The organism is Pleomorphomonas sp. JP5 (assembly GCF_023721815.1).
Lineage (GTDB): Bacteria > Pseudomonadota > Alphaproteobacteria > Rhizobiales > Pleomorphomonadaceae > Pleomorphomonas.
Window position 1 is genome coordinate 101,868 of the sequence record NZ_JAMDLI010000004.1, and the last position, 21,194, is coordinate 123,061.

At 66.2% G+C, this 21,194-nt stretch carries 21 protein-coding genes and 1 pseudogene; 5 read left to right on the plus strand and 17 right to left on the minus strand.

The window, feature by feature from the left end; translation table 11 throughout:
* Positions 1-11: 11 nt before the first annotated feature.
* The 7 genes and pseudogenes from M4J40_RS22600 to efp form a co-directional block, all read right to left on the minus strand.
* A pseudogene (locus M4J40_RS22600) lies at positions 12-1,445 on the minus strand (UDP-N-acetylmuramoyl-L-alanyl-D-glutamate--2,6-diaminopimelate ligase); the annotation flags it as partial.
* Positions 1,446-1,553: 108 nt separating this feature from the next.
* Complete coding sequence (locus M4J40_RS04720; RefSeq protein ID WP_251752517.1) at positions 1,554-3,281, minus strand: penicillin-binding protein 2; 1,728 nt, start codon at positions 3,279-3,281, stop codon at positions 1,554-1,556.
* Positions 3,278-3,655, minus strand: a complete 378-nt coding sequence (locus M4J40_RS04725; RefSeq protein ID WP_251752519.1) for a hypothetical protein — start codon at positions 3,653-3,655, stop codon at positions 3,278-3,280. The genes M4J40_RS04720 and M4J40_RS04725 overlap by 4 nt, the downstream gene beginning before the upstream one ends.
* Complete coding sequence (rsmH, locus tag M4J40_RS04730; RefSeq protein WP_251752521.1) at positions 3,652-4,662, minus strand: 16S rRNA (cytosine(1402)-N(4))-methyltransferase RsmH; 1,011 nt, start codon at positions 4,660-4,662, stop codon at positions 3,652-3,654. Before rsmH ends, M4J40_RS04725 begins: the two co-directional genes overlap by 4 nt.
* The gene (gene mraZ, locus M4J40_RS04735; RefSeq protein ID WP_251752522.1) at positions 4,659-5,126 is read right to left on the minus strand and encodes a division/cell wall cluster transcriptional repressor MraZ; all 468 of its coding nucleotides are present in this window, start codon (positions 5,124-5,126) and stop codon (positions 4,659-4,661) included. The genes rsmH and mraZ overlap by 4 nt, the downstream gene beginning before the upstream one ends.
* A 607-nt stretch (positions 5,127-5,733) precedes the next feature.
* Positions 5,734-5,895: an entericidin gene (locus M4J40_RS04740; protein ID WP_251752523.1), complete on the minus strand. Its 162-nt coding sequence runs from the start codon at positions 5,893-5,895 to the stop codon at positions 5,734-5,736.
* 147 nt (positions 5,896-6,042) lie between these two features.
* Entirely contained in the window at positions 6,043-6,612 is a 570-nt protein-coding gene (gene efp / locus M4J40_RS04745) for an elongation factor P (protein WP_251752524.1), read from the minus strand.
* Positions 6,613-6,719: 107 nt separating this feature from the next.
* Between efp and epmA the strand changes: the two genes are divergently transcribed.
* Positions 6,720-7,769 carry an EF-P lysine aminoacylase EpmA gene (gene epmA / locus M4J40_RS04750; RefSeq protein ID WP_251752525.1) on the plus strand — a complete coding sequence of 350 codons (1,050 nt, stop codon included), beginning with the start codon at positions 6,720-6,722 and terminating at the stop codon, positions 7,767-7,769.
* A 4-nt stretch (positions 7,770-7,773) separates the two neighbouring features.
* On the opposite strand, the gene M4J40_RS04755 is transcribed toward epmA, so the two are convergent.
* The 4 genes from M4J40_RS04755 to M4J40_RS04770 all read right to left on the minus strand — a co-directional run bounded on the left by M4J40_RS04755 (position 7,774) and on the right by M4J40_RS04770 (position 10,947).
* Positions 7,774-8,154 carry a VOC family protein gene (locus M4J40_RS04755; RefSeq protein ID WP_251752526.1) on the minus strand — a complete coding sequence of 127 codons (381 nt, stop codon included), beginning with the start codon at positions 8,152-8,154 and terminating at the stop codon, positions 7,774-7,776.
* 11 nt (positions 8,155-8,165) lie between these two features.
* Entirely contained in the window at positions 8,166-9,305 is a 1,140-nt protein-coding gene (locus M4J40_RS04760) for an MFS transporter (protein ID WP_251752527.1), read from the minus strand.
* A gap of 72 nt (positions 9,306-9,377) precedes the next feature.
* Positions 9,378-10,148, minus strand: a complete 771-nt coding sequence (locus M4J40_RS04765) for a DeoR/GlpR family DNA-binding transcription regulator (protein WP_251752528.1) — start codon at positions 10,146-10,148, stop codon at positions 9,378-9,380.
* A gap of 148 nt (positions 10,149-10,296) precedes the next feature.
* Positions 10,297-10,947, minus strand: coding sequence for a TetR/AcrR family transcriptional regulator (locus M4J40_RS04770; protein ID WP_251752530.1), 651 nt, complete (start codon positions 10,945-10,947; stop codon positions 10,297-10,299).
* Between the two features lie 71 nt (positions 10,948-11,018).
* On the opposite strand from M4J40_RS04770, the gene M4J40_RS04775 reads away from it, so the two are divergent.
* Entirely contained in the window at positions 11,019-11,747 is a 729-nt protein-coding gene (locus M4J40_RS04775; protein WP_251752532.1) for an SDR family oxidoreductase, read from the plus strand.
* A gap of 16 nt (positions 11,748-11,763) precedes the next feature.
* Here M4J40_RS04775 and hemF read toward each other — a convergent pair whose 3' ends face one another.
* The 4 genes from hemF to M4J40_RS04795 all read right to left on the minus strand — a co-directional run bounded on the left by hemF (position 11,764) and on the right by M4J40_RS04795 (position 14,482).
* Positions 11,764-12,681: an oxygen-dependent coproporphyrinogen oxidase gene (gene hemF / locus M4J40_RS04780; RefSeq protein WP_251752534.1), complete on the minus strand. Its 918-nt coding sequence runs from the start codon at positions 12,679-12,681 to the stop codon at positions 11,764-11,766.
* 107 nt (positions 12,682-12,788) lie between these two features.
* Positions 12,789-13,202 carry a BA14K family protein gene (locus tag M4J40_RS04785; protein ID WP_311134068.1) on the minus strand — a complete coding sequence of 138 codons (414 nt, stop codon included), beginning with the start codon at positions 13,200-13,202 and terminating at the stop codon, positions 12,789-12,791.
* Positions 13,203-13,275: 73 nt separating this feature from the next.
* Entirely contained in the window at positions 13,276-13,929 is a 654-nt protein-coding gene (locus M4J40_RS04790; protein WP_251752535.1) for a glutathione S-transferase family protein, read from the minus strand.
* An 85-nt stretch (positions 13,930-14,014) separates the two neighbouring features.
* Positions 14,015-14,482 carry a tRNA (cytidine(34)-2'-O)-methyltransferase gene (locus M4J40_RS04795; protein ID WP_251752537.1) on the minus strand — a complete coding sequence of 156 codons (468 nt, stop codon included), beginning with the start codon at positions 14,480-14,482 and terminating at the stop codon, positions 14,015-14,017.
* 342 nt (positions 14,483-14,824) lie between these two features.
* Here M4J40_RS04795 and M4J40_RS04800 point away from each other — a divergent pair, with 342 nt between their 5' ends.
* Complete coding sequence (locus tag M4J40_RS04800; RefSeq protein ID WP_251752539.1) at positions 14,825-16,705, plus strand: ABC transporter ATP-binding protein; 1,881 nt, start codon at positions 14,825-14,827, stop codon at positions 16,703-16,705.
* Between the two features lie 49 nt (positions 16,706-16,754).
* Here the strand turns inward: M4J40_RS04800 and M4J40_RS04805 are convergent, their stop codons facing one another.
* Both M4J40_RS04805 and M4J40_RS04810 read right to left on the minus strand, forming a co-directional pair.
* The gene (locus tag M4J40_RS04805; protein ID WP_251752541.1) at positions 16,755-17,963 is read right to left on the minus strand and encodes an MFS transporter; all 1,209 of its coding nucleotides are present in this window, start codon (positions 17,961-17,963) and stop codon (positions 16,755-16,757) included.
* Positions 17,964-17,998: 35 nt separating this feature from the next.
* Entirely contained in the window at positions 17,999-18,442 is a 444-nt protein-coding gene (locus M4J40_RS04810) for a VOC family protein (protein ID WP_251752542.1), read from the minus strand.
* 194 nt (positions 18,443-18,636) lie between these two features.
* Between M4J40_RS04810 and M4J40_RS04815 the strand changes: the two genes are divergently transcribed.
* Together M4J40_RS04815 and M4J40_RS04820 are read left to right on the plus strand one after the other, a co-directional pair.
* Positions 18,637-19,107 (plus strand): MarR family winged helix-turn-helix transcriptional regulator, encoded by a 471-nt coding sequence (locus M4J40_RS04815; protein ID WP_251752544.1) that lies wholly within the window; start codon positions 18,637-18,639, stop codon positions 19,105-19,107.
* A gap of 63 nt (positions 19,108-19,170) precedes the next feature.
* Positions 19,171-21,105 carry an ABC transporter ATP-binding protein gene (locus tag M4J40_RS04820; RefSeq protein ID WP_251752545.1) on the plus strand — a complete coding sequence of 645 codons (1,935 nt, stop codon included), beginning with the start codon at positions 19,171-19,173 and terminating at the stop codon, positions 21,103-21,105.
* Positions 21,106-21,194: the final 89 nt, after the last annotated feature.

The following is a 21,194-nucleotide window of genomic DNA, read 5'->3' on the forward strand; positions in this document are numbered from 1 at the left end:
AGCACCGCCTCGTGGTCGGAGTAATGCACCGTCTCGCGGCCAATGATCTGGCCGGTCTCGTGACCCTTGCCGGCAATCAGGAACACGTCGTCCGGGCCGAGCATGGCAATGCCCTCTCGCACCGCCGTCGCCCGGTCGCCGATCTCCACGCCACCGGGGCAACCGGCCATGACTTCGGCGCGGATGGTCGCCGCGTCCTCGGTGCGCGGGTTGTCGTCCGTGACGATGGCAACGTCGGCAAGGCGGGAACAGACCTCGCCCATCTGCGGCCGCTTGCCCTTGTCGCGGTCGCCGCCGGCGCCGAAGGCGACGATCAGGCGGCCGGAGGTGAAGGGACGCAACGTCTGCAACGCCACTTCGAGGGCAGCCGGCGTGTGGGCGAAGTCGACGAAGACCGGCGCGTCGGACGGCGCGTAACCGACCAGCTCAAGCCGCCCCTTGGCGCCTTTGATGCCGTCGAGCGCGTCGAGCGCATCGGAGAGCGACACCGAGCCGTCGGCGGCGGCGAGCGCCGCGGCGACCAGCGCGTTCGACACCTGGAAGGCGCCGACCAGCGGAATGCGAACCGGGCGCGGTCCGTCGCCGATGTCGACGGTGGCGATCTGCGCCCAACCGTCGCGGGCAACGTCGAGAATGCGAATACGGCTTCCGGCAGCGCCAACCGTCTGGAGATCGAGGCCGGAGATGCGCGCCGCCGAGGCAAAGGCCTCGCCGTAGACGTCGTCGAGGTTGACCACCGCGCCGGAGCCGGGATGCAGGATGGTGTCGAACAGTCGCATCTTGGCGGCCATGTAGGCCTCCATGGAGCCATGGTAGTCGAGATGGTCGCGCGACAGGTTGGTAAAGGCGCCGGCCGCCACCTCGACACCGTCGAGCCGACGCTGGATGAGGCCGTGCGAGGAGGCTTCCATCGCCACATGGTCGACGCCGTCGGCGGCAAGGTCGTGCAGCGTCCGGTGCAGCGTCGCCGCGTCGGGCGTCGTCATGTTACCGTAGGCGTTGCCCGCCTTGGTGGTCACGCCGACCGTGCCGATCGACGCCGCCTCATAGCCGGCGGCGAGCCAGATCTGACGGACGAAGGCGGCCACCGAGGTCTTGCCGTTGGTGCCGGTCACGGCCACCACGGTCTTGGGCTGCGGTCCATAGAAGCGCGCGAGCATGCGGGCGAAGCGCCGTGCGGGATCGTTGTCGCGCAGGACCGGCACCGTGAGGCCGGCCGGCAACTCGTCCTCGGTGTCGGCGAGCACCACCGCCGCCCCCTTTTCGATGGCCTGGGGAATGAAATCGGTGCCCTTGGCACGAGTGCCGGGCAGCGCCACGAACAGCGAACCGGGCACCACCTCGCGGCTGTCGGCGGTAACGCCGGTGATCGATACGCGGCGAAGGGCCGGATCGAGCGTGAGGATATCGGGCGCAAGTTCGGCGAGTTTCATATGATCGTCCATTATTTGATCGCGGGACGCCGCACACTGTCCTCGATTTGCGATCTAAATGAGGACAACTCACTCTTTTCACACCGTCCTTCGCCTCGCCGCCCGCGAGGGACAGTTTTCTCAGTAAGCTGCCATCAACGGCACGTCGACATCGTCGAAGCGCGGCTCGACATTCAGCATCGGGGCGATACGGCCGATGATGTTGCCGGCCGTCGGGCCAGCGTTCATGCCTGCGGTGGCCGGCAAGCCGGGCCGCTCCGCATTCGGTTCGTCGAGAACCACCAGCACGAGATACTGCGGGTCGTCGATCGGGAAGGTGGCGACAAAGGCGTTGAAGCGCTTGTTGCTGGAATAACGGCCGTTCTCGACCTTTTCGGCGGTGCCGGTTTTGCCGCCGATGCGATAGCCGGGGATGTTGGCCGATTTTCCAGAACCACCCGGCGCCAGCACGTTGAGGCGCATCAGGTAGCGCATCTGGTCCGAGGTCGACTGCTTCAGCACGCGCTTGCCGATCAGGCGGGCCTGCTCCTGGCTGCGCGGAAAGAAGGTTGGCGGAATAAGTATGCCGCCGTTCATCACCGCGCTCGCCGCCATGGCCGTGGCGAGTGGCGACACGGAAATACCGTGACCGAAGGAGACGGTAACGGTGACGAGGTCCGACCAACGCCGGGGCAGGATCGGCCGGGCGACCTCGGGCAGCTCCGTCGGCACCTTGTCCATCAGGCCGATTCGCCTGAGAAACTCCTGCTGCCCCTGCGAGCCGACCTTCAGCGCCTCCCGGCCGGTGCCGACGTTGGACGAGTAGATGAAGATCTCCGGCACGGTCAGCACGCGGTGCTTGCCGTGAAAGTCGTGGATGGTGAAGCCGCCGATGGTCAGGCCCTTCGTGGCGTCGAAGGTGTCGTTCAGCGTCACCTTGCCCGAATCGAGCGCCATCGCCGTGGCGAACACCTTGAAGGTCGAGCCCATCTCGTAGACCGCCGCCGAGGCGCGGTTCATGTTGTTGGGGTCGAGCGCCTCGGCCGGATTCATCGGGTCGTAGTCGGGCGCCGAGGTCATGCCGAGCACTTCGCCGGTCTTGACGTTGAGCACCACCGCCGCCGAGGACTTGGCCGTGTAGCGCTGCATCGCCGCCGTGATCTCGTCATGCAGCACCTGCTGCACGCGCAGGTCGATCGACAGCTTGATCGGCTCGAGGTTGGTGGCCATGCCGGCCTTCTGCAGGTCGCCGAGCCACTGATCGTCGATATACTTCTCGATGCCGGCGATGCCCTGGTTGTCGATGTTGACGTGACCGGTCACGAAGGCGACCGTCCGGCCCGACGGGTAGAAGCGCTTGTTCTCGGTGAGGAAACCGATGCCGGGAAGCCCCAGGGCATGAACGGCCGCCTGCTGGGCCGGCGTGATCTCTCGCTTCAGCCAGATGAAGCCCTGCTTGGAGGCGAGGCGCTGGCGCACCGCGTCGGTGCCGAGATCGGGGAAGACGGTGGCAAGCTGCTCGGTCGCCTCGTCGGGATCGACAATGCGGCGGGGCTCGGCATAGAGCGAGGCAAACTTGATGTCGGTGGCGAGGATCTCGCCGTTGCGGTCGAGAATGTCTGGACGGGCGGCCGACACCGACGCCTGGGCATTGCCCAGCGTCACCGACTCCTGCGGCAGGCTGACGCCCATCTGGACGAGGCGACCGACGATGGCGCCGTAGACGAGAATGAAGCACGCCGAGGCGAGGATGATCCGGCCACGCATGGTGTCGCCCGCGCCGCGGGGTGCGGATGCGCGAAACTCCTGGCCGGGGGCGGCGGCCATCGGCTCGGCGGACTTTCTGAACGGACCAAACCGCAGCTTCATTGTACCCGTCTCGTATCGTCTTGAATATGGGGCAGAACCGCCGAACCGTCGGCCGAACGCTCGATCGGCGCCTCGATCGGCGGCGCCACTGGCTTGGCGGGAATGTCGGCGAGCGTGCCGATATGGTTGGCGGAGAGCGGCGTGAGGTTCAGGATGTCCTGATGCCGCTCCACAAGGTCGCGCATGCGGGCCGGGCGGGTGAGCAGCGCCCATTCAGCCTTGAGCAGCGAGATGTCCTCGCGCGCCTGGGTGATCTCCGCCTGCTTTTGCTTGATGTTCTCGGCGGCGATTTCCGCCTCGTATTTCATGTCGTAGACGGCGGCCGCCGACAGCACCATCAGGAACACCAGAAGCGCGTTGATATAGCGAGTCATGGCCGTTCTCTCACAAGACTGGGCACGCCGAGCGCGGCGCGATCGATCGGACGGGGCGGCGCCTCGGTGCGAATGCCGAACCGGAGCTTGGCCGAGCGGGCGCGTGGGTTCGACGAAAGCTCCGCCTCGCCGGCATCGACCGGCTGACGCCCCTCAAGGCGAAAGGTGGCGGGCGGCACGGTCGCTTCCGGCTGATGGCGCGACCCTCCGGCCCGCTCGCGCGAGCGATCGGCGAAGAAGCGCTTGACGATGCGATCCTCAAGGGAATGGAAGGTGACGACGACAAGCCGACCACCCGGCTTCAACACGCGCTCGGCGGCGGCCAGGGCGTCGGACAGCTGATCGAGTTCGCCATTGACGTGGATGCGGAGCGCCTGAAAGGCGCGTGTCGCCGGGTGCATCTCGCCGAAGCGCTTGCCGCCCAGAACGCTTTCGATGGCCGACACCAGCTCGGACGTGCGGCTGAACGGCTGGCTCTCGCGACGCGCCACCACCGCCCTGGCAATGCGCATCGACTGCTTTTCCTCGCCGTAGATCCAGAACAGGCGCGCCAGTTCCTTGACGTCGAGCGTGTTGACCACGTCGGCCGCCGAAGGACCGGAAAGGCTCATGCGCATGTCGAGCGGGCCGTCGGCACGGAAGGAAAAGCCGCGCTCGGCACGATCGAGCTGCATGGAGGACACGCCGATGTCGAGCACCACAGCGTCGACCGACGCTTCGCCCGCCTCGTTGGCGAGCCTGTCGAGCTCGGAGAAGGTGCCGGGCACCAGCGAAAGGCGGCCAGAGCTGGCCGCGACGACGGCGGCTCCCGCCTCGATGGCTGTAGGATCCCGATCGATGGCGATGACGCGACCGGCGCCAGCCGCCAGGATGGCGCGACTGTAGCCACCGGCGCCGAAGGTGCCGTCGACCACGACGGCGCCATCGAGCGGCGACAGCGCCTTGAGCACTTCGGCAAGAAGAACGGGAACGTGCGGCGCGGCGCCGGCCTCGACGAGCTCGCTCATGCGCCGCCCTCCGGCTGCGGGACAGGCCTCGACGAACGCCGAAGCGCCCTCGCCCGTTCGCGCGCGGTCAGCTCGTAGGCGGCAAAACGCGTGGGTTCCCAGATCTGAAACTTGTACCCCTGGCCAACGAAGGTGACCTCGGTGGTGATGCCGGTGATTTCCAGAAGGGCCGGCGTCAAGCCGACGCGTCCCTCGCTGTCGATGGTCAGCCGATCCGACGAACCGTAAAAGGCCGTCGACAGGAGGTCGTGGTCCTCGGAAAACGGGGCATAGCGGGCAAGGTTGCGCTCGATCTCCGCCAGGAGTTGGTTGCCGCCGCAATCCACCGCTTCCATGTCGATGGACGGATAGCAGTAGAGCCCTTCGAAGCCATCGCGCGCCAGAACCTGACGGAACGGCGCGGGAATGGAGACCCGCCCTTTCCGATCGATCCTGTTGGTGACGCGCGATACGAAGCCGTTCATCGATCCCCGCAGCCCGCCGCGAGCGGTGCCTGACATCCTGTTTTTGGCGCCGGACCACTGCCTCTTGCGAAGCAATCCGACCTGGCGGCTCGCGTGACGCGGACACGACCGGCGGCCATGACGGTCGTTGCATTTTGCAAGCCTCCGTCTCGGCCGATCCCCGCCTCGATTGACCGCCCGACTCTCGAATGGAGAGAGACATCGGGCTCGGATCACCTGCTTGCCGGGATGATTTGGGATAGCATGGGATCATATGGGGCGTCAACGAAAGCCGAGCGAAACGCACTGCCTGAAGGCAGCTCTCCACATTTATGAAGCGTTAGGCTTAACAAGTCGTTCTACCGCCATGCAGCGGATCGGATCCTACCGCTCGACGGCGGATATCCGGGCATTCTGAGTGCCCTTCGCCCATCGCCGGGGCGCTCGCATGGGCCACCGGCGCGAGGCTCGGCCATGACCGCACTCCCTGGTCGGATCGGGTCTTTGGTTGATAAGCAAAAGGCCTCGCCACCCCTTTCGGGCAGACGAGGCCTCTGAAAAGCATCTTCGCGGACGGGAGGAGGCCAAACGGCCCATGTCATCCCATGCCAGACCGCTTCGAGGGCGATCAGCGGGCGGCGGCGTTTCCGACGCGGTTGCCGGCATCCTGCGTCGCATTGACGGCGCTGGCCGCGTCCTTGCCAACCCCGCGGATGGTGTTGGCGCAGCCGCCGAAGGCGACGACCGAAAGAATGACGACGCCGATGCTGAGAACGGATTTTGCGGACATGGAAAGCCCCTTTGTTGGATCGCGGCCGAATGGCCTGCTTCAAAGACGTATGAAAGGTGGCTTCGGTTCCCTCGCAGAAACAAAAAAACGCCCGGAAGACGAACTTCCGGGCGTCGCAATCCTCATGGAGCCTGCCTTGCGGCAGGATCAGTCCTTGGCGCGCTCGACGTAGGAGGCATCCTCGGTCATCACCACGATGCGGGTGCCAACGGCGACGAAGGGCGGCACCATGGTGCGCACGCCGTTCGACAGGATCGCCGGCTTGTAGGACGAGGCGGCCGTCTGGCCCTTGACCGCCGGCTCGGTCTCGGTGACTTCCAGCGTCATGCGCGCCGGCAGCTCGATCGACACGGGCACGTCGTTGTAGACGCCGATATGGCATTCCATGTTCTCGGCCAGGAAGGCGGCGCGGTCGCCGACCACGTCCTTGGGCACGGAGATCTGCTCGTAGGTCTCCATCTGCATGAAGGCGAAGCCATGCTCTTCCTCATAGAGGAAGGTGTAGGGACGCTCGTCGATCTGGGCGCGCTCGACCATTTCGGTGGTCTTGTAGCGCACCGACACCTTCACGCCGTCGTTGATGCGGCGCATGTCGATCTGCGTGGTGGGCGTACCCTTGCCCGGATGGAAGCTTTCGGCCAGCAGGACGACGTGGAGCTTGTCATCCAGCTCGACGACGTTGCCCTTGCGGATTTGGCTAGCGATGACCTTGACCATGACGTATCGGATATCCTGACAAAAGGGTGGCGTGGCCTCGGAACGGCGGCTCCGGGCGTGCTTCGCGTCTCTCCTGACATTTTTGAAGCGGAAAAGGAAGAGGCGGAATGTACGAAACGGCCGGAGAATCGCCCTGGTGGTCGGTCGAACGGCATCTTGCCCGTCGTCCGTTCCTTGCCGCGCGCGGCAAGATCAAGCGCGCCATCCGCTCCTGGTTCGAGGACGCCGGCTTCACCGAGGTCGAATGTCCGGCCCTGCAGGTCTCGCCCGGCAACGAAGCGCACCTGCACGCCTTCGCCACCGAAAAGGTCGGTCTCGACGGCGGCCGGGCGCCCCGCTACCTCCACACCTCGCCCGAGTTCACCGCCAAGAAGCTGCTGGCGGCCGGCGAGACGCGCATCTTCGATTTCGCCCGCGTCTTCCGCAACCGCGAGAAAGGCGCGCTGCATTCGTCCGAGTTCACGCTGCTCGAATGGTACCGGGCGAACGAGCCCTACGAACAGCTGATGGACGACGCCGTGACGCTGATGCGGCTTTCCGCCGAAACGCTCGGCCGCGACCGGTTCGTCTGGCGCGGACGCACGGCCGATCCCTTCGCCGAGCCCGAAAGGCTCACCGTCGCCGAGGCCTTCGAGCGCCATGCCGGCATCGATCTTCTCGCAACGCTCACCGACGATCCTGGCGCGCCCGACCGCGACGGCCTCGCGCGACAGGCGGAAGCGCGCGGCTATCGCGTGGTCGCCGACGACAGCTGGACCGACATCTACTCGCGCATCCTCGTCGAGAGCATCGAGCCGAACCTCGGCTTCGAGCGGCCGACCATCTTCTACGAGTATCCCGCCTGCGAGGCCGCCCTCTCCCGCCCCGTTGCCCGCGACCCGCGCCTTGCCGAGCGCTTCGAGCTCTATGCCTGCGGCGTCGAGCTCGCCAACGCCTTCGGCGAGCTGACCGACCCGACCGAGCAGCGCCGGCGCTTCGAGGAGGAGATGGACATCAAGGCGCGCATCTACGGCGAGCGCTATCCGATCGACGAGGAGTTCCTCGCCGCCCTCGCCCACATGCCCGAGGCCTCCGGCATCGCGTTGGGCTTCGAGCGCCTCGTCGTGCTGGCGAGCGGCGCCCGCTCCATCGAGGACGTCGTCTGGGCGCCGGTCTAGCCTATCAGGCGGTAATTTCCACGCGCGTGCCGTCGGGCGCGGCGATCACCGCCTCGTAGAAGCCGTCTCCGGTCCAACGCGGCCCGGAGACGAGGCATCCATCCGCATTGCAGCGGGCGGCCAGCGCATCGACGGTGGCCGCGCTGCCCAACGTGACGGCGACGTGGTCCCATCCGGTGCGCTCGACCTCCGCGGTCGGCTCGACCCATGGCCCGGCCATCAGTTCGACGGCGCCGCCATCAGGCAGCCGCGCGAAGCGAGACCGGAAGCCCGGCCGGTTGCGGCTCTCGTAAACTTCGCCGACTTCGGCATCGAAGTAGCGCTTCCAGAAGGCGGCGGCGGCATCGAGGTCGAGAGTCCACAGGGCGACATGGGCAAGGCGCATGGGCGTTTCCTTCAGTGCTTCGATCCGGCCACGCGACCGGCGGTCAGCGTGACCAGCAACATCAACCCCGTCAGCATCCATAGCGAAGCAGGAAGACTCGTCAGCTTGGCGACGAAGCCGATGCCCGCCGGTCCCAGCAGCACGCCGGCGTAACCGGCCGTGGTGACGGCGGCGACGGCGAGCCCGGCCGGCATCACCGACTGGTTGCCGGCCCGGCGGAACAGGATCGGCACGATGTTGGCGAGCCCGATGCCCACCAGCAGGAAGCCGACCATGGCGAGCGCGGCGAACGGCGCCAGCAGCACCACCGCGAAACCGGTAATGCCGATCACGCTGCCCCAAAGCAACGTCGCCCGGTCTCCGACCCGGCCGACCACCGCGTCGCCGGCAAGCCGCATCACCGTCATGGCGATGGAAAACACCATGTAGCCCATGCCGCCCTGCTCCGCCTCCACCAGCCCGGCGCCGGTCAGGTAGAGCGCGCCCCAGTCGAGCACCGCCCCTTCCACCAGGAAGACGATGGCGGTGAGTATGGCGAGCAGCAGCACGAAGCCGCGCGGCACCGCGAACAGCGGACCACCGTCGGCCCTCGCGGCCGTCAGGAGGCGCGGCGCGATGACCAGCGTCGCCACCAGCATCAGGGCGGCGGCGACCAGCATGGTCGGCAACGGCCCGAGCTGCACCGACAACAGGAAGATGGCGAACATCGAGCCGATGAAGCCGCCGACGCTGTAGAGACCGTGGAAGCCCGACATCAGCGGCCTTTTGGCCGCCTTCTCCACCTCGACGGCGTGGATGTTCATGGCCACGTCGAGCGAGCCGAGCGAGCCGCCGAACAGGAATAGCGTCAGGCCGAGCGTCAGCGGCGTCGGCACCACCGCCAGAAGCGGCAGGAACACCGCCATGCCCACGGCGCCGCCGAGGATGATCGGCTTGCTGCCATAGCGGGCGCTGAGCATGCCCGTCATCAGCATGGCAACCACCGAGCCTATGCCGAGACAGAGCAGAAGAAGCCCCAGCACGCCGTCATCGACGGCGAGCCGGGCCTTGGCATAGGGAATGAGCGGCGCCCAGCAGGCCACGCCGAAGCCGGCCACCAGAAAGGCGATACGCGTTGCAAGCCGGGTCGCCGGCCGATCTGCGGATATCATGTTGGCTCCCTAGGCATTCGCCCGATGATCCGTGAGATGTCCCGGATCAGGCGGATGCACGAAAAACTGGACTCATGAAGGATCGCCGGCCGAGACAACCTCGACCCCGGCTTTCCTGAGGTCGGCGACAAGCGCCTCGGGGGCGTCCTGTTCGACGACAAGCTGCGAAAAGGCACGCACCGGCCCGATCCGGTAAGGCGCGCGCGCCTCGAACTTGTCCGAGGTGACCAGCGCGACCCTCCGCCGGCTCGTCGCCATCACCGCGCGCTTGAAGATGGCGTCGGCGTGATTGAGGGCGACGACGCCCTGCTCCGCCGAGACGCCGCAGACGCCGACAAAGGACAGGTCGATGGCAAGGCGCGTCACCGCCTCGACGGCGACGGCATCGACCGCCCCACCGATGGTGGCATCCACCGCCCCACCGATCATCAGGAGATCGAGGTCCTGCCGCCCCATCACGGCGGCGGCGACATCCACCGAGTTGGTAGCCACCGTCAACCCGAAGTCCTCCGGCAGGGCATCGACCAGGGCGACATGGGTGCTGCCGGCATCAAGAAAGACAAGATCGCCCCGTCCGACCAGGGCGGCCGCGCGCGCCGCCAGCGCCCGCTTGGCCTCGACCCCTTCGCCAAGCCGCGCCGACAGTGGCCTGACGGCCAGCGGCAACGCGCCACCATAGACGCGCCGGCACAGCCCTTCGGCGGCCAGCGCCCTCAGATCGCGCCGGATGGCATCCTCGGACACGCCGAACTCGGCGGCCAATTGCACGGACGCCACCGACTGCCCCTCGGCGAGGCGGGCAGCGATCAGATCGCGACGTGCAAGCGGAAACTCATCAGTCATGCTGGCCTTGTATCGTGCACAAACAAGAACAACAACACGCATAAACAAGTATGAACCGATTTTATGAATCGGTACATACGCAAACGAGGGTCCCATCCGCCTAGAATCAGGCGACATCGCGCGCGGAAAGATGAGCTTGCCGGCGCACCTATGCCGTCACACACTCGGCTGGCAGCTTGACCGTCCGGATATAGGCGTTGCACATCAGAACGAGGTGCCGCAGCACGGCATCGGCTTCCTCAATAGGAAGATTGCGCTCGAACACGCTGCGAACCGTACCGAAGATGCTGGTAAGCAGCGTCAGCACCACGGTTGGCAGATCGGCGAAATCGGCGTCGGACGCGCTGGCGAGCATGGTGCTAGTCGCGGCATCGACGCGGCGGGCGAAGGCCTCGATCAGCGGCTCGTTGTCGAGTTCGACCACCGACTTGTAGAGCGCCCGAGTCACCTCGGCCCGCTCCGTCTTGACCTGCCAATAGGCCGTCACCAGCGCCTCGACCATCGCCGCGACCTCGGCGCCCTGCTGCGCTCGGCAGGCGTCCTCCACCCTCTCGGCAACGATGTCGAGGTAGCGCTCGTTGAGCGCATAGAACAGCGCCTGCTTGTGCGGGAAGTACTGGTACATGGTGCCGACGGAGACGCCGGTGCGCTCGGCCACCCGTGTCGTCGTCAGGCGTCGGGGCCCGTCACTGACCAAAACCTGAATGGTCGCCTCGAAGATGGCGTCGAGCGTCACCGCCGCGCGGGCCTGACGCGGCCTTTTCCGGGGCGACAGATGGGGCGGCGGATTGGTCGGCAAAAGCGAATCCCCAAACTGAACGATCCTTCATATTCTCAAGATAGCAAACCTGAGACCAGAAGGATGCAGTCATGACCGATATGCGCATTGCCCTCGTCACCGGCGCCAACAAGGGCATCGGGTTGGAGATCGCCCGCCAACTCGCCGAGGCCGGCGTCTCCGTCATCATCGGCACCCGCGATCCGCAGCGGGGACGGGCGGCGACCGACGACCTTGCCGCTCGGGGATGTGAGGTCGAGGCGATCAGGATCGACCTCGACGACGGCGACAGCATCCTGGCGGCAGCCGAAACCATCCGGGCCCGTCATGGCCGCCTCGACATTCTCGTCAACAATGCCGGCATCGTCGGTTCCGAAGACGGCCCACCGAGCTCGGCCTCGCCCGAGGCGGTGCGGCGGATCATGGCGACCAACTTCATCGGCACCCTGGCGGTGACGCAGGCCATGCTGCCTTTATTGCGCCGGTCGTCGGCGGGACGGATCGTCAACCTGTCGAGTTCGCTCGGCTCGCTGGCCGTCAACGGCGACCCGACCTCGCCCTATTACTCCGCGCGCCTCATCGGCTACAACGCTTCGAAAGCGGCTCTCAACATGCTCACAGTCCAGCTCGCCGAGGAACTGCGCGACACGGCCATCGTCGTCAACTCGGTTAGCCCCGGTTACGTCAGGACCGACCTCACCGGCCAAACCGGCTTCATGACGCCCGAGGAAGGCGCGAGATTGCCGGTCAGATATGCATTGCTCGGCAAGGACGCCGTGTCCGGCCGCTTCTTGGAGCCCGACGGAGAAACGCCTTGGTAGGCGCCAACCTCAGACATCAGGGCCACTTGGCGAGCGGCGGCATGGACGACAGGATGCTGGCGACGTTGCCGCCGGTCTTCAGGCCGAACACGGTGCCGCGATCGTAGAGAAGGTTGAACTCGACGTAGCGGCCGCGCCGGACCAGCTGTTCCTCGCGCTCCGCCGCGGTCCAGGGCGTGCGCATGTTGGAGCGGACGAGGCGGGGGAAGATGTCGAGGAAGGCAAGGCCCAGGTCGCGGGTGAAGGCGAAATCGGCCGCCCAGCCGGCGTCCGAATGCAGGTAGTCGTAGAAGATGCCGCCAACGCCGCGCGCCTCGCCGCGATGCTTGAGGTAGAAATACTCGTCGCACCATGCCTTGTAGTCGGCATAGTCGATATGCTGGTGCGCGGCGCAAGCCGACCGCATCGCCGAGTGAAAGGCGATGGTATCGGGGTCCTCCTGGGCGCGGCGGGCGTCAAGGGTCGGCGTCAGGTCGGCGCCGCCGCCGAACCACTGGCGGGTCGTCACCACCATGCGCGTGTTCATGTGAACGGCCGGCACGTGCGGGTTCTGCATGTGGGCGATCAGCGAAATGCCGCTGGCCCAGAAGCGCGGATCTTCCTCGGCGCCCGGCATCTGCGCCCGGAACTCGGGCGCGAACTCGCCATGCACGGTCGAGACGTGCACGCCCACCTTCTCGAACACGGCGCCGCGCATCATGCTCATGGCGCCACCGCCACCGGGGGCGCCACTGTGGTCGGTGCGCTGCCAGGGCGTCCGCACGAAGCGGCCGGGCTCCATGCCCGCAGCCGGAGCGCCCTCGTCCTCGATCTCCTCGAAGACCGCGCAGATGCGGTCGCGAAGATCGGCGAACCAGTCGGTGGCAAGCGCCTTCTTGCCCTCGATGTCGGGCGGCAGCTCGGTCGAAGCGAGAGAGGCGGCGCTGGTCGGCATGAACGAACTCCGGATTTTGACGGAGCGTGATTTAGGCGCTTTCACCCGTTCTTGCCAAGCGCAGATGCGAAACGACGGCTTCGCCGCCGCCTCCCGCCGTTCACTTATCAGCGATAATAGGGCGACACGCAGATCCGACGCGGGCCGTGATAGGGCTGGAAGGTGTTGGTCCGGGGATCGTAGGAGCGATAGCGCCCCTGGCACCAGCGCACGTGGTTCACCGGCATCGACGGGCCGAGCCTCGGCCGGGCGATGCCGCCGATGATCGCCGAGCCCAGGCCAAAAGCGGCCAGCGGATACCACCAGCCATCGCTATGGCGGCGATAGCCCGGGCGGTGGTGACGATAGCCGCGATGACCATGCCAATAGCCCGGGCGATCCCAGTGCCGCCGGTCGCGATACTGGACCGTCTCGATGGGGGCCGAATAGCCACCGATGAAGATCGACGTCGCCCCGGCGGGGACGACGGACGTGACCGCAATGACGGCGGAAAGAATGGTCGCGGTAACGGCCTTGATCATGATGGAAGCCTCCTGACTGAATATACCGCATAAACGCGGCACGCCCGAAGGGGTTCCGGCCCGTCAGCCTCGGCTATTCGTCGTACTCGTATTGGGCGATGGTCCAGGGCTCGGCCCGACCGGCCTCGGCCCACTCGGCATAGGCCGGCAACGTCCGGATCGCCTCAATGTAGGCCGCGATTTCCGCATCGACCGGCCAGGAGTAGGTGATGAAGCGGCTGACCACTGGCGCGTACATGGCGTCCGCCGCCGAGAACGCGCCGTAAAGGAACGGTCCGCTCCGGCCGAAGCGCTGCCGCGCCTCCTTCCAGAGGGCAAAGATGCGCTTGGCATCCTCCAGCGCCGATCCGTCGCCGCGCACCTTCCAGGGATAGGTCCGCCGCCAGTTGGAGCAATAATCGCGCCTGAGGTTCTGGAAGCCGGCATGCATCTCGGCCGCCGCCGACCGAGCATGGGCCCGCGCCGCCGCGTCGGCCGGCCAGATGCCGCGATCGGGAAACTTTTCGGCCACATACTCGATGATGGCGAGGCTTTCCCAGACGGTGACGTCGCCATCCATGAGGCAGGGAACCTTGCCGGACGGCGACAGCTTCAGGATCGCCTCCTTCCAGCCGTCGACATAAAGCGGCTGCACGATCTCCTCGAAGGGAATGCCGAAATGCCTGAGAACCAGCCAGGCCCGGTGCGACCAGGACGAATACCCCTTGTTGGCGATGAGCAGCTTCATGTCGTCTCTCCGAAATCCGATAGGCGGAAGTTCCGACAAAGCCGCGCCACCGTCCAACGCATTTCGATGATGCCGACGATCACTCTCACTGAAGCATCGGGAAACCGGCGGTCTGCCGCAGCGCTTCACCCATGATCATGGCGGCCGACAGCGCCATGTTGATCGACCGGGCGTCCGGTCGCATGGGAATGACCACCCGTCCGTCGGCCCGCTCGTGCACCGACTCGGGAACGCCCGCCGACTCCCGCCCCATCAGCACGATGTCGCCATCGCGAAAGGCGAAGTCGGCATAGGGAACCGATCCCTTGGTGGTCGCCAGCACCAGGCGCCGCCCCTCCGCCGTTGCGAAGGCCTCGAAGTCCGTCCAGCCGACGTGCCGGACCACCGTCGCCAGCTCGATGTAGTCCATGCCGGCCCGCTTGAGGTGGCGGTCCGACATGTCGAAGCCCGCCGGGCCGATGACGTGCAGCGTCGTGCCGAGGCAGGCGGCGAGCCGGATCAGGGTTCCCGTGTTCTGGGCGATGTCCGGCTGATAGAGAGCGAGGTCAATCATCAACGTTTCCGATGGATTTCGATCGATGGACATGATGGAGAGTGGCATTTCCGCCACCCTTGTTGAATCGTCTTAGCGCGCCTGCGTGTGAACGGTTGCACTGAAAACGCCTTCTGCTACCGTTCGCCGGCTCCAGTCACAAGGAGAGCGTCGAATGGTGGCTCCTAACTCGTAATCTGACCCGGTCGCGCCGACTTTTTTTCCGGCCCGAACCCTTTTGGTCAGTTTTAGACCGCGCTCGCGTGGCGTGCGCCGTCTCGAACCCATTCGCTCCTATTTCAACCTCCAGCTTTCAGCCGCGGCCATCCGGTCGCCGGCTCACCGCCTTCATTCGGTGCTGTCATGTTTGCCTTTTTTGAACGTCTGATCGACCCCTATGCCAAGGGGCCGGGCGGCCAGCCGCCCGACCGCCTCGTTCCCTTCTATTGGCACTATCTCCGCCAGGTCTGGCCGAGCTTCGCCGCCGTCATGGTGGTGGGCTTCTTCGTCGCGCTGATCGAGGTCTCGATCTTCCGCTACATCGGCGCCATCGTCGACTATCTCTCCAACACCCCGCCGTCGGAGGTGCTGTCGCGCCACGGCTGGACATTCCTCGGCATGGGCGCGGTGATCCTGATCGCTCGGCCGGTGTTCCAGACCCTGCACGATCTTCTGATCCACCAGACCATCGCGCCCGGCGTCACCAACCTGATCCGCTGGCAGAACCACCGCTACGTGCTCCGCCAGTCGATCGCCTTCTTCAACAACGACTTCGCCGGCCGCGTCGCCAACAAGATCATCCAGACCGGACCGTCCTTGCGCGAATCCACCACGCAGGCGGCGGACGCCATCTGGTTCGTGCTGATCTACACGGTGTCGGCGCTGGTGCTGTTCATCGAGGCCGACATTCGCCTCGCGATCCCGCTCGTCATCTGGATCGTCGCCTACCTGATGGTGCTCCGGCGCTTCATCCCGCGCATCGCCAGGAAGTCGGAGGAAATGTCGGAGGCGCGCTCGCTGCTCACCGGCCGCGTGGTCGACAGCTACACCAACGTTCACACGGTGAAGCTGTTCGCCCACGCCGAGCGTGAGGACGACTTCGCCCGCGAGGCGCTGGAAGACCACACGTCGGTGTTCTACGCCCAGCAGCGTCTGATCACCGGCATGACCATGTCGCTGACCACCATCAACAGCCTGCTGATGACCATCACCGGCGTGCTGGCGGTGTGGCTGTTCACGCAAGGGGCCGTCACCACCGGCGCCATCGCGCTGATCGGCGGTCTGGTGGTGCGCATCATCAACATGTCCGGCTGGATCATGTGGGAGCTGACCGGCATCTTCGAGAACATCGGAACGGTGCAGGATGGCATCACCACCATCTCCAAGCCGCAGACGGTGATCGACCGCAAGGACGCCAAGCCGCTCGTCGTCACCGGCGGCGGCATCGAGTTCGACCGCGTCGCCTTCCACTATGGCAAGGCGAAGGGCGCGCTCGACGGCGTCAGCCTGACCATCGCGCCGGGCGAGAAGATCGGCCTTGTCGGCCCGTCGGGCGCCGGCAAGTCGACGCTGGTCAACGTGCTGCTGCGGCTCTACGACATCGAAAGCGGCACCATCCGCATCGATGGGCAGGACATCGCCGGTGTCACGCAGAACTCGCTGCGCGCGGCCATCGGCGTGGTGACGCAGGACACGTCCCTGCTGCACCGGTCGATCCGCGACAACATCAAGTACGGCCGGCCCGAGGCGACGGACGAGGAAATGGCGGCGGCGGCGCGCATGGCGCATGCCGACGGCTTCATTCCCGACCTCGTCGACAACCGGGGCCGCGCCGGCTTCGATGCCCATGTGGGCGAGCGCGGCGTCAAGCTCTCCGGTGGCCAGCGCCAGCGCGTCGCCATCGCCCGCGTGCTTCTGAAGAACGCGCCGATCCTCGTCCTCGACGAGGCGACCTCGGCGCTGGATTCGGACGTCGAGGCGGCGATCCAGGAGAGCCTGGGGGCGCTGATGGAAGGCAAGACGGTGATCGCCATCGCCCACCGCCTCTCCACCATCGCCCGCATGGATCGCCTGGTGGTGATGGACGGCGGCCGCATCGTCGAGATGGGCAGCCACGCCGAACTGGTGGCCAAGGGCGGCCTCTACGCCGGCCTGTGGAACCGCCAGACCGGTGGCTTCCTGGTCGACGAAAGCGGCATCCCCGCCCGAAAAGTCGCAGACTTTTCGGAACCTGTAGAGGCGTGAAAAAAGCCATCCGCCCGGAAGTCGCGAGGCTTCCGGGCGGATGAGCAACTTAAGCCGGCGCCAGCGCCGTGGGGCGGGTTGGGAACGGCCGGAAGGTCATCAGAATCAAGGTGGCGACCAGCCCCATGCCGAACGATCCGATGTACATCAGCGCATAGCCGTCGAACCGGTCGTAGATCATGCCTCCGACCAGCGGGCCGGTGGACATGCCGAGGCTGCCGGCCATGGCCGTTGCGCCCATGATGGTGCCCATCATCCGAAGCGGAAAGTTCTCGCGGATGATCACCGCGTAGAGCGGCATGGTGCCGGCGTAGATGAAGCCGACGATCATCGCCACGGCGTAGAAGCCGCCGAGCTGGCCGACGAAGGCGTAGGAGAGAACGCCGAAGGCCTGCGCCAGCAAGCCGAGCACGAGCACGCGCTTGGCGCCGAACCGGTCGCCGGCAACGCCGAAGCCGATACGACCGAACATGCCCGCGAAACCCTCGACACTGTAGATCGACACGGCGGCGATCATGGGGATACCGCAGGTCACCGCATAGCTCACCGTGTGGAAGATCGGCCCGGAGTGCGTGGCGCAGCAGAAGAAGTTGGCCAGCATCAGCGTAATGAACTGAGGCGACAACACCGCCTGTCGCACCGTCATACCCGCTTGCGGCTCGTTCGCCATCATCTCGGAGTGAGCGCCGTCCAGCGCCGGTGGCCGGCGCACCAAGAGCGAGACGGGGATCATCAACGCCGCGGCAATGCCGGCAATGATCAGCATGGCCTCGCGCCAGTCATGACCGGTGACGAGCCATGCCGCAAACGGCGCCATGGTGAGCGGCGCCATGCCCATGCCGGCCGAGACGAGCGACACGGCAAGGCCGCGCTGCGTGTCGAACCAGCCGGTCACGCAGGCCATCATCGGGGCGAACACGGCGGCGGTCGCCGCGCCGACCAGCAGCCCGAAGGTGAACTGAAACTCGATGAGCGACCCTGCCCGGCTGGCGAGCGCCAGGCTCGCCGCCAGCCCCAGAGATCCCGTCAGCACCACCGGTCGCGGCCCGAAGCGGTCGGACAAGCCGCCCCACATCATGCTGGCCACCGCCATGGCGAGGAAACCGATGGTCATGGCCGTCGATATGCCTGTGACGGACCAGCCGGTCTCCTTCGCCATCGGCTGCAAGAAGACGGGTAGCGAAAACATCGCGCCGATGGCGACGCAGCCCAAAAGGCCACCCGCCGCGACAATCACCCAGCGATAATGTTGGTTCATGGCCTTCGCCCCGGACTTGCGTGGTTTGGCTGGGATCAGCCCTGCCGTTTGTCGTCGGACGACGGAATGACGTTGACCATCCAGGGTATGCCGAACTTGTCGACCAGCGCCCCGAAACCGGGCGACCAGAAGGTCTCCGCGAACGGCATCACCACCGCGCCGCCCTCGGAAAACGCGTCGAACCAGCGCCGCCCCTCGGCCTTGTCATCGGTGTGCAGGGTCACGTCGAAGCCGTTCTTGGGCTTGTCGATGTTCTTGGCCCACTGCACGTCCATGTCGGCGCCCATCAGCGCCTGATCGCCAACCTCGAGCCAGCAGTGCATAAGCCAGGTCTTGTACTTCTCGTCGGTGATCGGCATGTCGGTGGGGCCGTCGCCATAGGGAAAGGCAGCGGTGATCTTGCCGCCGAGTACCTTGGCATAGAACTCGAAGGCTTCGCGGCATTGCCCCTGGAAACTCAGGCTGGTCACGATCTTCATGGGTCTCCTCCTCTATCGCTCAAAGACGGAAAGCTGCACGCAGATTTGCTGGATCTGTGCTGGCGAGCGCGAAGTATGCCAAGCGAACCTATGCTCCCGCCCGTCCACCAACGCCTGACGGAGGCCGATATCGATTGACGCCTCCTCATATACGTTGATATCAACGTAAAAGAATGACCGAGTCAACCATCCAAATGCAAACGCCTGTCAATCCCAGCTTCCATACGACGATTCTGGTGCGCGACACCTGCCTGTGCCTGCATGCGCAGCGGGCGGCGCGGGCGCTGGCACGCCGCTTCGACGTGGCGCTGAAGCCTGCCGGCATCACCAGCGGCCAGTTCTCTTTGCTGATGTCGCTCAACCGGCCGCAGCCGCCGAAGGTCGGCAGCGTGGCGGAGTTGCTCGCCATGGACCGGACGACGCTCACCGCCAACCTGAAGCCGCTGGAACGACGCGGCTTCATCGAGACGGAAGCCGATCCTACGGACAAGCGCGCCCGCCTGCTGCGCCTGACCCCGGCCGGGCGCGCGGTTCTCATCGAAGCCGTGCCGATCTGGAAGACCGTCCACGCCGAGATCGAAACGGGGTTGTCGAACCCCGATCAACTTCGCGCCGACCTGATGGTGCTTTCGCGGTCCGACGCTCAGGATGGCAGTGACAGGTGAGGATATCGGTCGGCCTCCCCGACCGCCAAGCAGGCCCTCTCCCATCACGAGAAATATATCGGGATGGCGACGTTTCTCCCTTGCGCCGTCTCGCGATACGGCCACACTCGGGGCATGTCGCCCGACCGATCGCCCGCCGCCCGCCTGTTCGCCTGGTTCGAGAACCGGATCGACCCCTTCAAGCCGACGTCGGGCCGGCACCCGCTGACGCCACCCACCACGAAATGGCGCATCCTGCGCTTCTTCCTCGGAGAAACCGGCTGGCCGCTGGCGGCAATGGCCGGACTGACGCTGCTCCTGTCGCTGATCGAGGTGACGCTCCCCGTCAGCGTCGGCTGGCTGATCGACGCGGTCACGGAGGCCGACAGGAACGGCGCCCGCGTCATCGACTGGCGCATCGTGCTGTTCTTCATGCTGCTGCTGCTCGCCGCCCGGCCGGTGGTCGCCTTCCTGGCCCAGCTCGTCCGCAATCAGGTGCTGTCACGCAATGTCGGAACGCTGGTCCGCTGGCGGACGCACGAGTTCGTCGCCCGCGCCGACATCTCCTTCTTCCAGAACGACTTCGTCGGCCGCATCGCCACCAAGGTGACGCAGACCGGACAGGCGATCCGCTCGCTGCTGCGCCTGTTCGCCGACCAGCTGCTGTTCGTGGTCCTCTACATGGTCGGCGTCATCGGCTACCTGCTGGTCAAGCATCCGCTGTTCGCCGCCCCGCTCATCGTCTGGACGATCGCCTACGCCATTCTGGTCTATAACTATGTGCCAAGGAGCCGCGCCGCCGCCCGCGAGGTGGCCGACACCGCGTCCATCTTCTCCGGCCGCCTCGTCGATGGCTACTCCAACTACATGACGGTGCGCCTGTTCACTGCCTCGACGCGCGAGGACGCCTATGTGCGCGAGGCGCTGGAAAGCGGCATCACCGCCACCGGCAAGCAGATGCGGCTCTTGACCGGCCTTTCCACCCTGCTCACCCTCCTGAACGGCCTGCTGCTCGCGTCGAGCGGCCTCATCGGCATCCGGCTCTGGAGCCACGGCCTCGCCACGCCGGGCGACATCGCCTCGGTGATCGCCATGACCATGCAGATCCAGCAGCTGTCGCGCATGGCCACCATGAGCCTGTCCGACCTGTTCGAAAGCGTCGGCACGCTCGACGACACGGTCCGCTCGCTGTCGCGGCCGCAGCTCATCACCGACCGCCCCGACGCCCGCCCGCTCGCCGTCAGCGGCGGCGGCATCGAGATCGATCGCGTCAGCTTCGGCTACGGCTCCGGCCGGCTGGCCATCGACGACCTGACGCTCTCCATCGCGCCGGGCGAACGCATCGGCCTCGTCGGCCGTTCCGGCGCCGGCAAGTCGACGCTGGTCAGCCTGCTGCTGCGCCTCTACGACCTCGAGAATGGCACCATACGCATCGACGGGCAGGACATCGCGTCCGTCACGCAGAACTCGTTGCGCGCGGCCATCGGCGTCGTGACGCAGGATACCTCGCTCCTCCACCGCTCGATCCGCGACAACATCAGATACGGCCGCCCCGACGCCAGCGAAGACGAGATGCTGGCCGCCGCCCGCATGGCCCACGCCGACGCCTTCATTCCCGACCTCGTCGACAACAAGGGGCGCACCGGCTACGACGCCTTCGTCGGCGAGCGGGGCGTCAAGCTCAGCGGCGGCCAGCGCCAGCGCATCGCCATCGCCCGCGTGCTCCTGAAGAACGCGCCGATCCTCGTCCTCGACGAGGCGACGTCGGCGCTCGATTCCGACGTCGAGGCGGCCATCCAGGAAAACCTCGGCGTATTGATGGAGGGCAAGACGGTGATCGCCATCGCCCACCGCCTCTCCACCATCGCCCGCATGGACCGGCTGGTGGTGATGGAGCGCGGCCGCATCGTCGAAATGGGCAGCCACGCCGACCTCGTCGCCCAGGGCGGTCTCTACGCCGGCCTCTGGAGCCGCCAGACCGGCGGCTTCCTCAACCTCGACGACGACGAGGCAGGTTGAGCGGTGACCGACCACACCGTGCCGGCCGGATCGACAGCCGGCCGCGAGGCCTGTCGCAAAGGCGTGCTTACTTTTTGGAATAAATCCAA

Excerpts from the sequence above, each read along its gene's own strand:
- M4J40_RS04720 (WP_251752517.1), bottom strand. The coding sequence starts at position 3,281 with ATGAAGCTGCGGTTTGGTCCGTTCAGAAAGTCCGCCGAGCCGATGGCC.
- M4J40_RS04725 (WP_251752519.1), bottom strand. The coding sequence starts at position 3,655 with ATGACTCGCTATATCAACGCGCTTCTGGTGTTCCTGATGGTGCTGTCG.
- rsmH (WP_251752521.1), bottom strand. The coding sequence starts at position 4,662 with ATGAGCGAGCTCGTCGAGGCCGGCGCCGCGCCGCACGTTCCCGTTCTT.
- mraZ (WP_251752522.1), bottom strand. The coding sequence starts at position 5,126 with ATGAACGGCTTCGTATCGCGCGTCACCAACAGGATCGATCGGAAAGGG.
- M4J40_RS04740 (WP_251752523.1), bottom strand. The coding sequence starts at position 5,895 with ATGTCCGCAAAATCCGTTCTCAGCATCGGCGTCGTCATTCTTTCGGTC.
- efp (WP_251752524.1), bottom strand. The coding sequence starts at position 6,612 with ATGGTCAAGGTCATCGCTAGCCAAATCCGCAAGGGCAACGTCGTCGAG.
- epmA (WP_251752525.1), top strand. The coding sequence starts at position 6,720 with ATGTACGAAACGGCCGGAGAATCGCCCTGGTGGTCGGTCGAACGGCAT.
- M4J40_RS04755 (WP_251752526.1), bottom strand. The coding sequence starts at position 8,154 with ATGCGCCTTGCCCATGTCGCCCTGTGGACTCTCGACCTCGATGCCGCC.
- M4J40_RS04760 (WP_251752527.1), bottom strand. The coding sequence starts at position 9,305 with ATGATATCCGCAGATCGGCCGGCGACCCGGCTTGCAACGCGTATCGCC.
- M4J40_RS04765 (WP_251752528.1), bottom strand. The coding sequence starts at position 10,148 with ATGACTGATGAGTTTCCGCTTGCACGTCGCGATCTGATCGCTGCCCGC.
- M4J40_RS04775 (WP_251752532.1), top strand. The coding sequence starts at position 11,019 with ATGACCGATATGCGCATTGCCCTCGTCACCGGCGCCAACAAGGGCATC.
- hemF (WP_251752534.1), bottom strand. The coding sequence starts at position 12,681 with ATGCCGACCAGCGCCGCCTCTCTCGCTTCGACCGAGCTGCCGCCCGAC.
- M4J40_RS04785 (WP_311134068.1), bottom strand. The coding sequence starts at position 13,202 with ATGATCAAGGCCGTTACCGCGACCATTCTTTCCGCCGTCATTGCGGTC.
- M4J40_RS04790 (WP_251752535.1), bottom strand. The coding sequence starts at position 13,929 with ATGAAGCTGCTCATCGCCAACAAGGGGTATTCGTCCTGGTCGCACCGG.
- M4J40_RS04795 (WP_251752537.1), bottom strand. The coding sequence starts at position 14,482 with ATGATTGACCTCGCTCTCTATCAGCCGGACATCGCCCAGAACACGGGA.
- M4J40_RS04800 (WP_251752539.1), top strand. The coding sequence starts at position 14,825 with ATGTTTGCCTTTTTTGAACGTCTGATCGACCCCTATGCCAAGGGGCCG.
- M4J40_RS04805 (WP_251752541.1), bottom strand. The coding sequence starts at position 17,963 with ATGAACCAACATTATCGCTGGGTGATTGTCGCGGCGGGTGGCCTTTTG.
- M4J40_RS04810 (WP_251752542.1), bottom strand. The coding sequence starts at position 18,442 with ATGAAGATCGTGACCAGCCTGAGTTTCCAGGGGCAATGCCGCGAAGCC.
- M4J40_RS04815 (WP_251752544.1), top strand. The coding sequence starts at position 18,637 with ATGCAAACGCCTGTCAATCCCAGCTTCCATACGACGATTCTGGTGCGC.
- M4J40_RS04820 (WP_251752545.1), top strand. The coding sequence starts at position 19,171 with ATGGCGACGTTTCTCCCTTGCGCCGTCTCGCGATACGGCCACACTCGG.